This window comes from Ancylobacter sp. VNQ12 (genome assembly GCF_049445835.1).
Lineage (GTDB): Bacteria > Pseudomonadota > Alphaproteobacteria > Rhizobiales > Xanthobacteraceae > Ancylobacter.
The window spans coordinates 12,574-27,873 of the sequence record NZ_JBMSDU010000003.1 but is presented as its reverse complement, the minus strand read 5'-3'; the positions used below and the strand labels follow the sequence as shown (position 1 = coordinate 27,873).

At 67.0% G+C, this 15,300-nt stretch carries 12 protein-coding genes; 7 read left to right on the top strand and 5 right to left on the bottom strand.

Translation table 11 applies throughout. The features are described from left to right. The first annotated feature begins 6 nt into the window (after nucleotides 1–6). A complete protein-coding gene (locus tag ACO2RV_RS06710; RefSeq protein ID WP_423291123.1) occupies nucleotides 7–1,065 on the top strand; it encodes a diguanylate cyclase in 1,059 nt (352 codons plus the stop codon). Nucleotides 1,066–1,083: 18 nt separating this feature from the next. Here the strand turns inward: ACO2RV_RS06710 and ACO2RV_RS06705 are convergent, their stop codons facing one another. After that, entirely contained in the window at nucleotides 1,084–1,983 is a 900-nt protein-coding gene (locus ACO2RV_RS06705; protein ID WP_423291121.1) for an aldose 1-epimerase family protein, read from the bottom strand. Nucleotides 1,984–2,107: 124 nt separating this feature from the next. Here ACO2RV_RS06705 and ACO2RV_RS06700 point away from each other — a divergent pair, with 124 nt between their 5' ends. After that, on the top strand, nucleotides 2,108–3,457 hold the full coding sequence (locus tag ACO2RV_RS06700; protein ID WP_423291119.1) for an MFS transporter: 1,350 nt from the start codon (nucleotides 2,108–2,110) through the stop codon (nucleotides 3,455–3,457). Nucleotides 3,458–3,569: 112 nt separating this feature from the next. Continuing rightward, entirely contained in the window at nucleotides 3,570–3,701 is a 132-nt protein-coding gene (locus ACO2RV_RS06695; protein ID WP_423291117.1) for a hypothetical protein, read from the top strand. Between the two features lie 13 nt (nucleotides 3,702–3,714). Here ACO2RV_RS06695 and ACO2RV_RS06690 read toward each other — a convergent pair whose 3' ends face one another. Continuing rightward, nucleotides 3,715–4,326, bottom strand: coding sequence for a LysE family translocator (locus ACO2RV_RS06690; protein ID WP_423291115.1), 612 nt, complete (start codon nucleotides 4,324–4,326; stop codon nucleotides 3,715–3,717). A gap of 236 nt (nucleotides 4,327–4,562) precedes the next feature. Here ACO2RV_RS06690 and ACO2RV_RS06685 point away from each other — a divergent pair, with 236 nt between their 5' ends. Further along, the gene (locus ACO2RV_RS06685; protein ID WP_423291113.1) at nucleotides 4,563–4,832 is read left to right on the top strand and encodes a DUF2798 domain-containing protein; all 270 of its coding nucleotides are present in this window, start codon (nucleotides 4,563–4,565) and stop codon (nucleotides 4,830–4,832) included. 67 nt (nucleotides 4,833–4,899) lie between these two features. Here the strand turns inward: ACO2RV_RS06685 and rpoD are convergent, their stop codons facing one another. From rpoD to ACO2RV_RS06670, 3 genes are all read right to left on the bottom strand, one after another. After that, complete coding sequence (gene rpoD, locus ACO2RV_RS06680; protein WP_423291112.1) at nucleotides 4,900–6,897, bottom strand: RNA polymerase sigma factor RpoD; 1,998 nt, start codon at nucleotides 6,895–6,897, stop codon at nucleotides 4,900–4,902. Between the two features lie 178 nt (nucleotides 6,898–7,075). Continuing rightward, entirely contained in the window at nucleotides 7,076–9,007 is a 1,932-nt protein-coding gene (gene dnaG / locus ACO2RV_RS06675; RefSeq protein ID WP_423291110.1) for a DNA primase, read from the bottom strand. A gap of 206 nt (nucleotides 9,008–9,213) precedes the next feature. Continuing rightward, nucleotides 9,214–9,669 (bottom strand): GatB/YqeY domain-containing protein, encoded by a 456-nt coding sequence (locus tag ACO2RV_RS06670; RefSeq protein WP_423291108.1) that lies wholly within the window; start codon nucleotides 9,667–9,669, stop codon nucleotides 9,214–9,216. A gap of 242 nt (nucleotides 9,670–9,911) precedes the next feature. On the opposite strand from ACO2RV_RS06670, the gene carA reads away from it, so the two are divergent. The 3 genes from carA to greA all read left to right on the top strand — a co-directional run bounded on the left by carA (nucleotide 9,912) and on the right by greA (nucleotide 15,255). Then, entirely contained in the window at nucleotides 9,912–11,117 is a 1,206-nt protein-coding gene (carA, locus tag ACO2RV_RS06665) for a glutamine-hydrolyzing carbamoyl-phosphate synthase small subunit (RefSeq protein ID WP_423291106.1), read from the top strand. A 195-nt stretch (nucleotides 11,118–11,312) separates the two neighbouring features. Continuing rightward, nucleotides 11,313–14,648: a carbamoyl-phosphate synthase large subunit gene (gene carB / locus ACO2RV_RS06660; protein ID WP_423291104.1), complete on the top strand. Its 3,336-nt coding sequence runs from the start codon at nucleotides 11,313–11,315 to the stop codon at nucleotides 14,646–14,648. Nucleotides 14,649–14,781: 133 nt separating this feature from the next. After that, entirely contained in the window at nucleotides 14,782–15,255 is a 474-nt protein-coding gene (gene greA, locus ACO2RV_RS06655; RefSeq protein ID WP_423291102.1) for a transcription elongation factor GreA, read from the top strand. Nucleotides 15,256–15,300 lie beyond the last annotated feature (45 nt).

The following is a 15,300-nucleotide window of genomic DNA, read 5'->3' as shown; positions in this document are numbered from 1 at the left end:
ACCGAGATGTGGCGTATTCCCGATCCTCCTGCCAACGAGACGGAGCGCGTGGCGGCGCTCGTCGCGTGCAACATCCTCGACACCCCGCGCGAGGAGCGCTTCGACCGGCTGAGCTGGCTGGCGCAGCGCTTCTATGGGGCGGATCTCGCCTTCATCGGCTTCATCAACGCCGACACCCAATGGCTCAAATCCGTCACGTCGAGCGCGATCGGCGTTTCAATCGAGCGGCGCAGTTCGATTTGCCAGCTCATCGTGGCGAGCGGCGAGCCGCTGGTCGTCAGCGACCTGCGCACGGACGAGCGCTTCGAGGGGCACCCGGCCTTGCCGCAGCTCTCGCTGCGCTTCTATGCCGGCGTGCCGCTCATCGTGCCGCCCGGCCTCGTCATCGGCTCGCTGTGCATCATGCGCCACGAGCCCGGCGTTCCCGAGGGCTTCGATATAAGGGTGCTGCAGAAGCTCGCGGCGATCGCGGTCGACGAGATCGAACTACGCAGTCTCAATTTCGACCTGACCCGCCTCACCCGCATCGATGCGCTGACCGGCCTCGGCAACCGCCGCTGCTTCGACGAGGAGATCGAGCGCGCACGGCTGCGCTGCCAGCGCATGGGCACGCCGCTGACGCTGATGATGGCCGACATCGACCAGTTCAAGGAACTCAACGACCTAGCCGGACACCGCAGCGGCGACGAGGTGCTGCGGCGGATCGGTGCCATCTTCGCCAGCGTGCCGCTGCGGCCGGACGACGTGGCCGTACGCTATGGCGGCGAGGAATTCGCCTTCATCGTCAGCGGCATCGGCGCCTCGGACGCGGTGGGCATCGCCGAACGCATCCTCGAAACAGTGCAGGCAGCGGGCCTGCAGCATCCGACGCGCGGCGCCTTGACGCTCAGCGTCGGCATCGCCTCGCAGCCCGGAAACGACATCGACATAGAGCAGCTGCTCAGCGAAGCCGATGCGGCCCTCTATGAGGCCAAGCGTTCCGGCCGTAACAGGATCGTCGCCTCGGACAGCCAGTGGCGCGGCCCGCCAGCCGCGCCGCAGTCCCTGGCTCAGCCCAAGGCGTGAAGCTCTCCCGCAGCACGCTCAGGCGCCGATATCGTCGCCGGAATCGGTGAGCCAGCGCACCGCCATGCCGAAGCTCCGGCTCTGGCCCGGCGCAACGAAGGACAGGCCCGGCTTCCCGGTGAATTCGGCCGGCGCATCCTCCGGCGAGGCATAGCCTGACCACGGCTCGATGCAGAGGAACGGCGCGCCCGGCTTCGACCAGATGCCGAGCTGCCCCATACCGGGAAACGCGATCTCCAGCCCCGGCTGGCCCGGCACGCCGAAGCGGATGTGGCGCGAGCGCGGATTGAGGAAGATCAGCGCGTCGCGCTCGAACATCGCATCGTCCGGCGCGAAGACGGCATCGACCGCCGGGTTCGGCTCGCTCGCCGCCGACAGCAGCCCGCCGACCGGGCGATGCACCGGCTCGACCTCGGCCTTCTCGAACACGATCCGATGCTCGACCCTCGTGCCGCCATAGGGCAGCGGCCAGCGAAAGGCGGGGTGAAAGCCGAAGCTCGCCGGCAGCGGCTCAGTGCCGGGATTGCTTACCACCGCCTCGATGGTCAACGTCGCCTCGATCAACGTGTAGGTCACGGTGAGCGCAAAATCGAACGGATACTGCTTGCGCGTCTCCTCATCCGCGTGCAGCGCGAAGCGCACGGAGGAACTGGTCGCCTCCTCGACGATGAACGTGCGCCGGCGCGCAAAGCCATGCTGGGACATGGGATAGGCCACGCCCTCGTGCACCAGCTGGTCGCCCGGCAGGCGCCCGACGATGGGAAACAGCAGCGGCGCCCGGCCAGTCCAGAAGGCGGGGTCGCCGTTCCACAGCAGGTCGCGCCCTTCCCCGTCGGCGAGGCGGACGAGTTCCGCGCCCAGCGGGGCGATTTCAGCGCTCAGCAGACGCGATTTCAGTTTCACCGGCTGATCAACCATGCCTTTACCCGTCTCGCCTTTCGCCGTCTCGACATCGCCTTAGAACACAGCTACCGGAACGGTATGATTCGAGAAGGTGCTCGAATCGCGCCTTCGCAATCACCCGTTCACAGCTGGTTCCATAATGGCCCAGACTCTTGGCCCTGTCGCCGCGCTGCTGCTCGGCGTGTTCTTCCTCGTTACCGGCAGCGGCCTGCAGAACACCCTGCTGCCGCTGCGCGGGGCATTCGAGGGCTTCAGCGCCATCAGCCTCGGCATATTGGGGTCGAGCTACTATCTCGGCTTCGTCATCGGCTGTCTTGCCGTTCCGCACCTCGTGCGCCGCTCCGGCCACATCCGTGCCTTCGCCGCACTGACCTCGGGCGTGGTGGCGACGATGCTGGCGCATCCGGTGTTCATCGACCCCTATGTCTGGTTCGGGCTGCGCGCCATCACCGGCTTCTGCTTCGCCGGCCTCTATCTGGTGATCGAAAGCTGGCTCAACGACCGCGCCACCAACCAGACGCGCGGCTTCGTCATGAGCGCCTACATCATCGTCGACTACGCCGCGCTCACCGCCGGCCAGATGATGATCACGCTCTACCCGGTGCGCAGCTTCGAGCTGTTCGCGCTGGGAGCCATCCTGTTCTCGCTGGCGACGCTGCCGGTGGTGGTGTCCAGCAGCGGCCAGCCGGCGCCGATCGAGACCGCGCGCATCCGCGTGTTCCGCCTGTTCCGCGCCGCCCCCGTCGCCATGGTGGGCTGTTTCGTGATCGGACTGGCGAACGGTTCGCTGTGGAGCCTTGGCCCCATCTTCAGCATCGGCCGTGGGTTGACCGCCGACGGCGCGGCGACCTTCATGAGCGCCATCGTCGTCGCCGGCGCGCTGGCGCAATGGCCGGTCGGCTTCCTGTCGGACCGCATGGACCGGCGGCGCATCCTCGGCGCCCTGATGGTCGGCGCGATGATGGCGGGCCTTGCCCTCGGCATGTTCGAGTTCGGGCTGCTCGGCCTGTGCGTGCTGGGTCTCGCCTATGGCGCACTGTCGCTGCCGGCCTATTCGCTCGCCGCCGCCCACGCCTATGACCGCACGGCCGCGGCCGACGCGGTGGAGACCGCCGCGGGGCTGCTGCTGCTCTACGGCATCGGCTCGGTGGTCGGTCCCGCCCTGGCCTCCTTCGGCATGCAACACTACGGGCCGGGGGCGCTGTTCTTCTTCACCGCCGCCTCGCACACTTTCCTGCTGCTGTTCGTGGTGTGGTTCCTGTGCTTCGGCGCCACCGGCAAGCCCGTGGTCCCGGCACATGCCGGGCTCGTCGACGAGCCTTCAGCCGCCTCTCCCGCCACCGGAACGGTGCCCGCGCCCGATGACGACGCGCCCGCCGCCCCGGCACCGGCGCGCAGGTCCGCCCCCCGCCCGGCCGCACCGGCCCGCGAGGCGAGCGAGGACGGGAGCTTCCCGACCGAGCAGGATGGCCGCTCCGACGGCGCCTGAACGCCGCCACTGGGAGCCCGTGGCGACGACGCGCATGGCGGGTATTTGACCTACCGCAAGGCGCGGAACGCACCACGGCGTAGCCTTCCCCTGGGAAACAAGGGAGGACGCCATGCCCATCGAAACCGTTATCTTCCTCACGGCGACCGTGATCGCCTTCAGCGGCTTCGCCTTCACCATCGCCTATGTAGAGATGTCGACGCGCGCCGTGCGGCGCAAGAACCATCCGATTCCGGGCGAGTGAGCGGACGGCAGCCTTACCGCTCGCTCAGGGCGAGCTTGGCACCAAGGGCCACGAAGGCGGCCGCGAAGCTGCGCCGCAGCCATGCCATCGCCGCCGGGCGCTCGATCAGCCGGTCGCGCGCCGCGGCGGCGAACAGGCCATAGAGGGCGAAGACCACGAAGGTCATCGCCATGAACACGCCGGACAGTTCCAGCATGCGCTGGAGTGGATGGGCCTCGTTCACTGCGATGAACTGCGGCAGGAAGGCCACGAAGAACACCGACAGCTTCGGGTTCAGCAGGTTGAGCAGAACGCCGTCGCCGATCACCCGCAACGGCGCCCGCCGGCTGCCCGCCGCAGCGACCCGCAGCGGGCCGTCCGCCTTCAGCGTCTGCCACGCCATGAACAGCAGATAGGCGACGCCGGCATATTTCACCGTCTCATAGGCCAGCGCGCTCGCATGCAGTAGCGCCGCGAGGCCGCACAGCGCGGCAACCAGATGCGGCACGATGCCCAGCGTGCAGGCGAAGGCCGCGAGCACGCTCGCCCGCGCCCCCTGCCCCAGCCCGGCCGCCAGCGTGTAGAGCGCCCCCGTACCCGGTGAAGCGACGACGAGCAAAGTGACGAGCAGGAACTCAAGCGACATGGCCGGCCATCCTCCACGGGGAATGACGCGACGCTAAAGCGCGCCCGGCGGAGCAACCACCCGGAAAGGACGAAACGCCGCTGGCGCGGCAACAGTGCTTCGGCTATGAGTTTGGCGTCGACGCGCATGCGCGCCGGCCGTAAGCGTCCGACGTCAGGCAACGCATCCAACCCGGTTCCGGCCGGCGGATGCTCTTGCCATCCGGACTGCCGGGACCATCCGAACGAGGATGGCCAATGCCTTCTCCCTCATCGACCCGTTCTTCATCCTTCAGGCTGCCGGCCCGCTATGCCGGCATTCTCATGCCGTTCGTGCTCTCGGTGCTGATGACCTTCGTGGTCTCGGCCATCGCGACGCTGCGCAGCCTCGGGCCCGGCCCGGACTTCCTCTCCACCTGGCCGACGGCCTGGGGGCTGTCCTGGCTCGTCGCCTTCCCCACGCTGCTGCTGGTGCTGCCGCTGGTGCGGCGCATCGTCGGCCTGCTGGTGGAAACACCGACGCGTTAGCGGTGACCTGCGCGCAAAAGAAAAGGCGGCCTCGCGGCCGCCTTTTCCGTCCGAACCGGTGTGTTCCTCAATTGTCGAGGAAGGACCGCAGCTTGCGGCTGCGCGAGGGGTGCTTGAGCTTGCGCAGCGCCTTCGCCTCGATCTGGCGGATACGCTCGCGCGTCACCGAGAACTGCTGGCCGACTTCCTCCAGCGTGTGGTCGGTGTTCATGCCGATGCCGAAGCGCATGCGCAGCACGCGTTCCTCGCGCGGCGTGAGCGACGCCAGCACGCGCGTCGTGGTCTCGCGCAGATTGCTCTGGATCGCCGCATCAATCGGCAGGATCGCGTTCTTGTCCTCGATGAAGTCGCCGAGGTGGCTGTCTTCCTCGTCGCCGATCGGGGTTTCGAGCGAGATCGGCTCCTTGGCGATCTTCAGGACCTTGCGGACCTTCTCCAGCGGCATGCCGAGCTTCTCGGCCAGCTCCTCCGGGGTCGGCTCGCGGCCGATCTCGTGCAGCATCTGGCGCGAGGTGCGCACGATCTTGTTGATCGTCTCGATCATGTGCACCGGGATGCGGATGGTGCGGGCCTGATCGGCGATCGAACGGGTGATGGCCTGACGGATCCACCACGTCGCATAGGTCGAGAACTTGTAGCCGCGCCGGTACTCGAACTTGTCGACCGCCTTCATCAGGCCGATATTGCCTTCCTGGATGAGGTCGAGGAACTGCAGGCCGCGGTTCGTGTACTTCTTGGCGATGGAGATGACGAGGCGCAGATTCGCTTCGACCATTTCCTTCTTCGCCTGGCGGGCTTCCTTCTCGCCCTTCTGCACCATCTGCACGATCTTGCGGAATTCCTGGATCTCCAGCCCGGTCTCGGTGGCGAGGGCGTGGATTTCCGAGCGCAGATCGCGGATGCCGTCGAGTTCCTGGCCGACGAAGCCCTTCCAGCCGCGCGAGGTCAGGTTCTTCACCCGGCTGATCCACTTGGGATCGAGCTCGGAGCCCTGATACTGCTTGAGGAAGTCCTCACGGGTCACGCCGAAGCTCTCGGCGAGGCGCATCAGCCGGCCTTCCAGCGACACCAGACGCTTGTTGATGTCGTAGAGCTGCTCGACGAGGTTGTCGATGCGCGCCTGGTTGAGCGACAGGGACTTCACGTCGAGGATCAGGTCATCCTTGAGCTTCTTGTACTTGCGGTCCTGCGACGGCGAGAGGCTCTCGTTCTTGAGCTTGGACTCGACGTTCTGGTCCTGCAGGCGGCGCAGCTTCTTGTAGTTGTCCGCAATGCCGTCGAAGGTCTCCAGCACCTTCGGCTTGATCTCGGCTTCCATGGCGGCGAGGGAGAGCGAGTTCTCCATGTCGTCGTCATCGTCGGAAGCGATGGTCTCGCCCAACGTCGGCTCGCGCTCTTCCTCGCCTTCCGGCGCCAGCGAGCCGCCCTCGACGATCGGGCCGTTCTTCGCCTCGGGACCGGCATAGGTCGCCTCGAGGTCGATGATGTCGCGCAGGAGGACCTTGCCCTCCACCAGCTCGTCGCGCCAGATGATGATGGCCTGGAAGGTCAGCGGGCTTTCGCACAGGCCGGCGATCATCGCCTCGCGACCAGCCTCGATGCGCTTGGCGATGGCGATTTCGCCCTCGCGGGAGAGCAGTTCCACCGAGCCCATTTCGCGCAGGTACATGCGCACGGGGTCGTCCGTGCGCTCGCCCGGCTCGGACTTGGTCTCGGAACGGATGACCGCGCGCGGCGCCGATTCAGCAACCTCGCCGCCGGACTCTTCCTCGTCGTCGGCCGCCTCGGCCGGCTCCTCGCCCTCGGCTTCCGCCTCGGCCTCTTCCGCCTCGACGACATTGATGCCCATCTCGTTGAGCATCGCGTAGATGTCCTCGATCTGGTCGGAGGTGTTCTGCTCGGAGGGCAGAACCTCGTTCAGTTCGTCATAGGTGACATAGCCGCGCTTCTTGGCGAGCTTGATCATCTTCCGGACGGCGGCATCCGAAAGGTCCAGCAACGGGCTATCCGGGGTGTCGCCATCCTTCTCGGGGGCTTCCGTCGCGTCCGCTGCCTGCTTCGCCATGCGTGTGCTCCTCAAGCGCCGTGCGGCCACACCGCCCGGCGAGTGACATCATCGGACGGACCGACTCTGCCCATCGATCTTCAACCCCGACCCTTCCGCCGAGGGCGGACGAGACGCAAAGAAGGCCACTCGCACCACGGCGCTTGCAACGCACGCGGGCGGCGACCCGTGGGACTTCCTACATCGACCGCCCCGGGCGACCCGACGCGGCGCCGAACCCCTCTACCAAAGCTTCGGTTCCGTCAAGTGCCGCCAGCTGTCTTTGTATGTCGAGAAAGCGTGCCCAATTCATCTCGGTGGGCTCCTCCGCGAGGCGTTTCTCCGCTTCCTTCAAGTCCTTAGATAGGGCACGGCTGCGCCGGTGCAAGACCATGCGCTGATGCCACCAAAGTTCGACGTCGGCGCGGCCGGCATCGGCGAACACCGGCCAATCGTGCCGCGCGACCGCGACCTGGGCGAGACGTGCGGCCAGGGGAGCGAACCCCGCCGCCTCCAGCCAGCCAGCCATCGCCTGCGCGTCTTCCGCCCCGGCGGTATGGGCGTCGAGCAGCGCCCGGCGCAACTGCGCGGCTTCCTTATTCTGGAACGGCAGGTCGCATAGTTCCTCGGCGAACTGGTCGAGCAGGAACGGGTGGTTCATCGCCGCGAACAGCAGCAGCGCCTCGTTACGCGGGATCTCCGCCGCCGCGCCGCGCACCAGCGCCGAGCGGCGCATGCCCTCGCCCGCCGTGCCGGACATCATCTCGCGCGGACCGGCCGGCCGGCGCCCGCCCCTCCCGGAGAACCGGTTGGAGAAATTGCCGCCGCCCTCGCGCCGCGAGACGCCGCCCTGCACCACGACGGGTGCGAACAGGCGGCGGAAGCGCTCCATCAATTCGTTGCGGTAATGCTTGCGCACCGTCTCGTCGGCGATGACGCGGATAATCTCGCCGATGCGCGCCTCCAGCGCCGCGCGGCGCTCGGGCGTGTCGACACTGGCGCTCTCCATCTCGCGGGCCCAAAGGACATCGGCGAGCGGGCGGGCCTGCGCCAGCACCGCATCTACCGCCTCGCGGCCGCCGACCCGCACCAGATCGTCCGGGTCCTGTCCGTCGGGCAGCGTGCCGAAGGACAGGCTCACGCCCGGCTTCAGATGCGGCAAAGCGAGGTCGAGCGCGCGATAGGCGGCGCGCCGCCCGGCCTTGTCGCCGTCGAACAGCAGGAGCGGCTCGGGCGCCATCTTCCACAGCAGGCCGAGCTGATCCTCGGTCAGCGCGGTGCCGAGCGGGGCGACCGCACCCGCAAAACCAGCCTCGACCAAGGCGATGACGTCGACATAGCCTTCCACCGCGATCACCGGCGCGCCCTTGTGGGCGGCGGCGCGGGCGTTGAAGCCGTTATAGAGCAGCGAGCCCTTGTGAAAGAGCGAGGTCTCCGGCGAATTGAGGTATTTGGCCGAGACCTCCTTCTCCAGCGCGCGGCCGCCAAAGGCGACGACACGTCCGCGCAGATCGGTGATGGGAAACATCACCCGGTCGCGGAAGCGATCATAGGGGATCGCGACATCCTCGGCGGTGATGAGCAGCCCGGTCTCGATCATGTCCTCGACGCTGACGCCGCGCGCGCCCAGCGCTTCCTTCAGCGCGAAGCGCTCGGGCAGCGCATAGCCGAGCCGAAAACGCGCCTGCGTCGCCGGGCCGAGACTGCGATCGGCGAGATAGCCGCGCCCCTTGGCGCCGCCCCTGCCCTGCAATGTCGCCTCGAAATATTTGGTGGCGAGCTCCATCACCTCGTGCAGCGACTTGCGCCGGCTCTCGCGCACCTCTTCCTCGCGCGACTGCACGGGCATCGGCACGCCGGCCATGGAGGCGAGCCGCTCCACCGCCTCCGGGAACGGCAGCCCCTCGACCTCCATGAGGAAATCGAACTGGTCGCCATGCTTGCCGGAGGAGAAGCAGTGGTAGAAGCCCTTCTGGTCGTTGACGTAGAAGGACGGCGTCTTCTCCGCATTGAAGGGCGAGAGGCCGCGCCATTCGCGCCCCTGCTTCTTCAACTGCACGCGCTTGCCCACCACCTCCGACACCGGAAGGCGGGCACGTATCTCGTCGAGGAACGAGGGCGGGAAGCGCATGTCGGGAATGGTTCTCTTCGCGGCCGAGCCGACTCGCACAGGCAAGAGCCAGGCCGCAGGGACATTCTGACGCGGATATGGTGGCGCTTAAATGGCCGCGAGCCGAGTCCCCATATGCCCGAAATCCCCGCTATCCACCGGGGCGTGCCACCCGGCTCTGCGTAGGAGACGGCAGGATGGCCGGGCCGACGCCCGGCCATGTCCACTCACGCGGTGAGCAGGCTCTTGACCGTGCCGCTGGCCTTGCCGAAGTCCATCACGCCGGTGTGGCGCTCCTTCAGCGCCGCCATGGTGCGGCCCATGTCCTTCAGCCCGTGCGCGCCGATCTCGGCGATCACCGCGGCGATGGCGGCCTGCGATTCGGCCTCGCTCATCTGCTGCGGCAGGAAGGACTGGATGACGGCGATTTCCTCGCGCTCCTGCGTGGAGAGATCGACGCGGCCGGCCTCCTCATAGACCTTGGCGGATTCCTCGCGCTGCTTGATCATCTTGGTCAGCAGGCCGAGCACCTCGTCATTCGACAGCGGGTCCTTGCCATGGCCGCGCGCCTCGATGTCGCGATCCTTGATCGCGGCGTTGACGAGCCGCAGCGTGCCGAGGCGCCGCTTGTCCTGAGCCTTCATGGCCTCCTTGAGGGAGGTATTGATTTCGTCGCGCAGCACTTTGTCCGCCTCTTCGCAAATTTTTGGGCCAGCCGGGCCGGGGCACTACCCCCGCCGCTTCGCCGCCCGTGAGCCGATTATCGCCCCAGAACCCCTGTGGGGTCGCCGCCTCGTTTCGACCGCCGCGCCTCCCATTGTGGCGCAGCCATCCGCTGGTCGAAGGACAGATACGCAGCCGGGAGGCTGGCGTCCGACGCGGCAACCGACTAATTAGGGCACACAACGACAGGGAACAAGATCAGATGAGCGGTAGCGCTGAACAGCTCTCCGGCGACGACGTGTGGGCCGAGCCCCGCCCGACGGCCCTCCTCGTGCTCGCCGACGGCACCGTCCTCGAAGGCTTCGGGCTCGGGGCGACGGGCCATGCGGTCGGCGAAGTGTGCTTCAACACCGCCATGACCGGCTATCAGGAAGTGCTGACCGATCCGTCCTATGCCGGGCAGATCATCACCTTCACCTTCCCGCATATCGGCAATGTCGGCACCAATGAGGACGACATCGAGACCATCTCGATGGCCGGCGCCTCCGGCGTGCGCGGCGTGGTGCTGCATTCGGCCATCACCGACCCGTCGAACTACCGCGCCACCCGCCATTTCGACCTGTGGCTGAAGGCGCGCGGCATCATCGCCATCTCCGGCATCGACACCCGCGCCCTCACCGCGCTGATCCGCGACGGCGGCATGCCGAACGCGGTGATCGCCCATGCGCTGGACGGCAATTTCGACCTGCCCGCCCTGAAGAAGGAAGCGGCGGAGTGGCCGGGCCTCGTCGGCATGGACCTCGTGCCGATGGTCACCTCGGCGCAGCGCTTCACCTGGGACGAGACGCCGTGGCAGTGGCCCGAGGGTTACGGCCAGCAGACCGCGCCGGCGCACCATGTCGTGGCGGTCGATTACGGCATCAAGCGCAACATACTGCGCCTGCTCGCACGCGCTGGCTGCAAGGTGACGGTGGTGCCCGCCACCACGTCCGCCGAGGAGATCCTCGCGCTGCAGCCCGACGGCGTGTTCCTCTCCAACGGTCCGGGTGACCCGGCGGCGACCGGTGAGTATGCCGTACCGGTGATCCGCGAGATCATCGAGGCCGGCGTACCGACCTTCGGCATCTGCCTCGGCCACCAGATGATCGGCCTCGCGGTCGGCGGGCGCACGATGAAGATGCACCAGGGCCACCACGGCGCGAACCATCCGGTGAAGGACAAGACCACCGGCAAGGTCGAGATCACCTCGATGAACCACGGCTTCGCGGTCGACCGCGACAGCCTGCCGGCCACCGCGCAGGAGACCCATGTCTCGCTGTTCGACGGCTCCAACGCCGGTATCGCCCTGTCGGACAAGCCGGTGTTCTCGGTGCAGTACCACCCCGAGGCCAGCCCCGGCCCGCAGGACAGCCACTACCTGTTCGACCGTTTCGTCGAGCTGATCGAGAAGACCAAGAAGGCGGCCTGAGCTACGCCTTTCGCCAACGGGAGGGGCGCCCGCACCGCGCGCCCTTCCCCCCTGAGGGAATCTGGGTTAAGGGAAGCCCCCAATTGCGGGGAGCCCCCTCGCCCAGAAAGTTCAATCCGGGTCCGCCCCAAGGACGCGTTTCCCACGCGTCCTTTTTCGTGCGCCCGGACAAATGCGCGAGCCGCACGGGATCCGATGCCGAAACGCACAGATATTTCCACCATCCTCATCATCGGCGCCGGCCCCATCGTCATCGGCCAGGCCTGCGAGTTCGATTACTCAGGCACCCAGGCGTGCAAGACCCTCAAGGCCGAGGGCTATCGCGTGGTGCTGGTGAACTCCAATCCGGCGACCATCATGACGGACCCGGACCTGGCGGACGCGACCTATATCGAGCCGATCACGCCGGAGATCGTCGCCAAGATCATCGCCAAGGAGCGCTATGCGATCCCCGGCGGCTTCGCGCTGCTGCCGACCATGGGTGGCCAGACCGCGCTGAACTGCGCGCTGTCGCTGCGCAAGATGGGCGTGCTCGACGAATTCGACGTCGAGATGATCGGCGCCACCGCCGAGGCCATCGACAAGGCCGAGGACCGCGAGCTGTTCCGCGACGCGATGACCAAGATCGGCCTCGACACGCCGCGCTCGCGCCAGATCAAGACCCTGCCGCAGGCGCTGGAAGCGCTGGACGAGATCGGCCTGCCGGCCATCATCCGTCCGTCCTTCACCATGGGCGGCCAGGGCGGCGGCATCGCCTACAACAAGTCGGAATATATCGAGATCATCGAGCGCGGCATCGACGCCTCGCCCACCAACGAAGTGCTGGTGGAAGAGAGCGTGCTGGGCTGGAAGGAGTATGAGATGGAGGTCGTCCGCGACAAGGCGGACAACTGCATCATCATCTGCTCCATCGAGAACATCGACCCGATGGGCGTGCACACCGGCGATTCCATCACCGTCGCCCCGGCGCTGACGCTGACCGACAAGGAATACCAGATCATGCGCGACGCCTCGCTGGCGGTGCTGCGCGAGATCGGGGTGGAAACCGGCGGCTCCAACGTGCAGTTCGCCATCGACCCGGAAACGGGCCGCATGATCGTCATCGAGATGAACCCGCGCGTGTCGCGCTCCTCGGCGCTGGCCTCCAAGGCGACCGGCTTCCCCATCGCCAAGGTCGCCGCGCGTCTGGCCGTCGGCTACACGCTGGACGAGATCGCCAACGACATCACCGGCGGCGCCACCCCGGCCTCGTTCGAGCCGACCATCGACTACGTCGTCACCAAGATCCCGCGCTTCGCCTTCGAGAAGTTCCCCGGCGCCGACCCGGTGCTGACCACTTCGATGAAGTCGGTCGGCGAGGCGATGGCCATCGGCCGCACCTTCCAGGAAAGCCTGCAGAAGGCGCTGCGCTCGCTGGAGACCGGCCTCACCGGCCTCGACGAGATCGAGATCGAGGGCCTCGGCCAGGGCGACGACAAGAACGCCATCCGCGCCGCCATCGGCACGCCGACGCCGGACCGCCTGCTGAAAGTGGCGCAGGCCATGCGCCTCGGCCTCGACAATGAAGCGATCCACGCCGGCTGCAAGATCGACCCGTGGTTCCTCGACCAGATCCGCGAGATCGTCGACACCGAGAACAAGGTGCGCACGCACGGCCTGCCGAAGACCGCCGGCGCCTTCCGTCGGCTCAAGTCGATGGGCTTTTCCGATAGCCGTCTCGCCGGCCTTGCCCGGCTGCACGAGGCGGAAGTCTCTGCGCAGCGCCGCGCGCTCGATGTGCACCCGGTCTATAAGCGCATCGACACCTGCGCCGCCGAGTTCGCCGCGCCGACCGCCTATATGTACTCGTCCTACGAGACGCCGTTCGCCGGCGTTCTGGCGGATGAATCGCGCCCGACCGACAGGAAGAAGGTCGTCATTCTCGGCGGCGGGCCGAACCGCATCGGCCAGGGCATCGAGTTCGACTATTGCTGCTGCCACGCCGCCTTCGCGCTGAAGGACGCCGGGTACGAGACCATCATGGTCAACTGCAATCCGGAGACGGTGTCGACCGACTACGACACCTCGGACCGGCTCTATTTCGAGCCGCTGACCGCCGAGGACGTGCTGGAAGTGCTGGAGCGCGAGCGCGCGAACGGCACGCTGCACGGGGTGATCGTGCAGTTCGGCGGCCAGACGCCGCTGAAGCTCGCCCGCGCACTGGAAGAGGCCGACATCCCGATCCTCGGCACCTCGCCCGAGGCCATCGACCTCGCCGAGGATCGTGACCGCTTCAAGACGCTGCTCGACAAGCTGAAGCTGCGCCAGCCGGCCAACGGCATCGCCTATTCGGTCGAGCAGGCGCGCCTCGTCACCGCCGATCTCGGCTACCCGCTGGTCGTGCGCCCTTCTTATGTGCTGGGCGGGCGGGCGATGCAGATCATCCGCGAGGAGAGCCAACTGGGCGACTACCTGCTGGAGACGCTGCCGGGGCTGGTGCCGAACGACATCAAGGCGCGCTATCCCAACGACAAGACCGGCCAGATCAACACGCTGCTCGGCAAGAACCCGCTGCTGTTCGACCGCTACCTCTCTGACGCCATCGAGGTCGACGTCGACTGCCTCGCCGACGGCAAGGACACCTTCGTCTGCGGCATCATGGAGCACATCGAGGAAGCCGGCATCCATTCGGGTGATTCGGCCTGCTCGCTGCCGCCCTATTCGCTGAGCCCGCAGATGATCGCCGAGTTGGAGGCGCAGACGCGGCGCATGGCGCTGGCGCTACAGGTCGGCGGGCTGATGAACGTGCAGTATGCCATCAAGGACGGCCACATCTACGTCCTCGAGGTGAACCCGCGCGCCTCCCGCACCGTGCCCTTCGTCGCCAAGGTGATCGGCGAGCCGATCGCCAAGATCGCAGCGCGGGTGATGGCGGGCGAGAGCCTCGCCTCCTTCGGCCTGAAGCCGTTCAGCGGAGATCATGTCGCGGTGAAGGAAGCGGTGTTCCCCTTCGCCCGCTTCCCCGGCGTCGACACGGTGCTCGGCCCGGAGATGCGCTCGACCGGCGAGGTGATGGGCCTCGACAAGTCGTTCGCGGTGGCCTTCGCCAAGAGCCAGCTGGGCGGCGGCACCAAGGTGCCGACCTCCGGCACCGTGTTCATCTCGCTGCGTGAGGACGACAAGCCGCGCATCCTCGACACCGCAGCCCTGCTGGTCTCGCTCGGCTTCAAGGTGATCGCCACCTCGGGCACGCAGCGCTACCTCGCCGAGCACGGCATCCCCAGCGACAAGATCAACAAGGTGCTGGAAGGCCGGCCGCACATCGTCGACGCCATCAAGAACGGCGGCGTGCAGCTGGTTTTCAACACCACCGAAGGCGCGCAGGCGCTCTCGGATTCGCGTTCGCTGCGCCGCGCCGCCCTCTTGCACAAAGTGCCGTATTACACCACGCTGTCCGGAGCGATTGCAGCGGCGCGCGGGATCAAGGCCTATATCGGCGGCGATCTGGAAGTGCGCGCCCTGCAGGACTACTTCATCTCCGGCCGGCACTGATCGCGCCAGCGGCGCGCATCACGGTCGGAAACGACAGAAAAATTGGCCTGTCGCGGATGGTTCTTCGAGGCGTCACCGCCCGGAGAGCCCCCGCGGGAGGTTCATTTGCTTTTGGGAGGTCAGATAAAGACCGATGGAAAAGATTCCGATGACCGCCAGCGGCCATGCCGCGCTGGAAGTTGAGCTCAAGCAGCGTCAGCAGGTCGAGCGTCCGCGTATCATCGAGGCCATTTCCGAGGCGCGCGCGCATGGCGATCTTTCCGAGAACGCCGAATATCACGCCGCCAAGGAACAGCAGGCCCTGAACGAGGGACGCATCGCCGAACTCGAGGACAAGCTGTCGCGTTCCGAGATCATCGACGTGGCGAAGCTTAGCGGCGATGTCGTGAAATTCGGCGCGACGGTGACCCTCATCGACGAGGATACCGAAGAAGAGCGCGTGTGGCAGATCGTCGGCGACATGGAAGCCGACGCCAAGGCCGGCCGCATCTCCATCTCCTCGCCGCTGGCGCGCGCGCTGATCGGCAAGAAGCGTGGCACCTCGGTGGAGGTGGTCACGCCCAAGGGCGCGCGTTCCTATGAGATCGCCGGCGTCCGCTTCGCCTGATGACACTCCGGCCCGCGCAGCAAAGGCGCGGGCCCCTCACCTTCC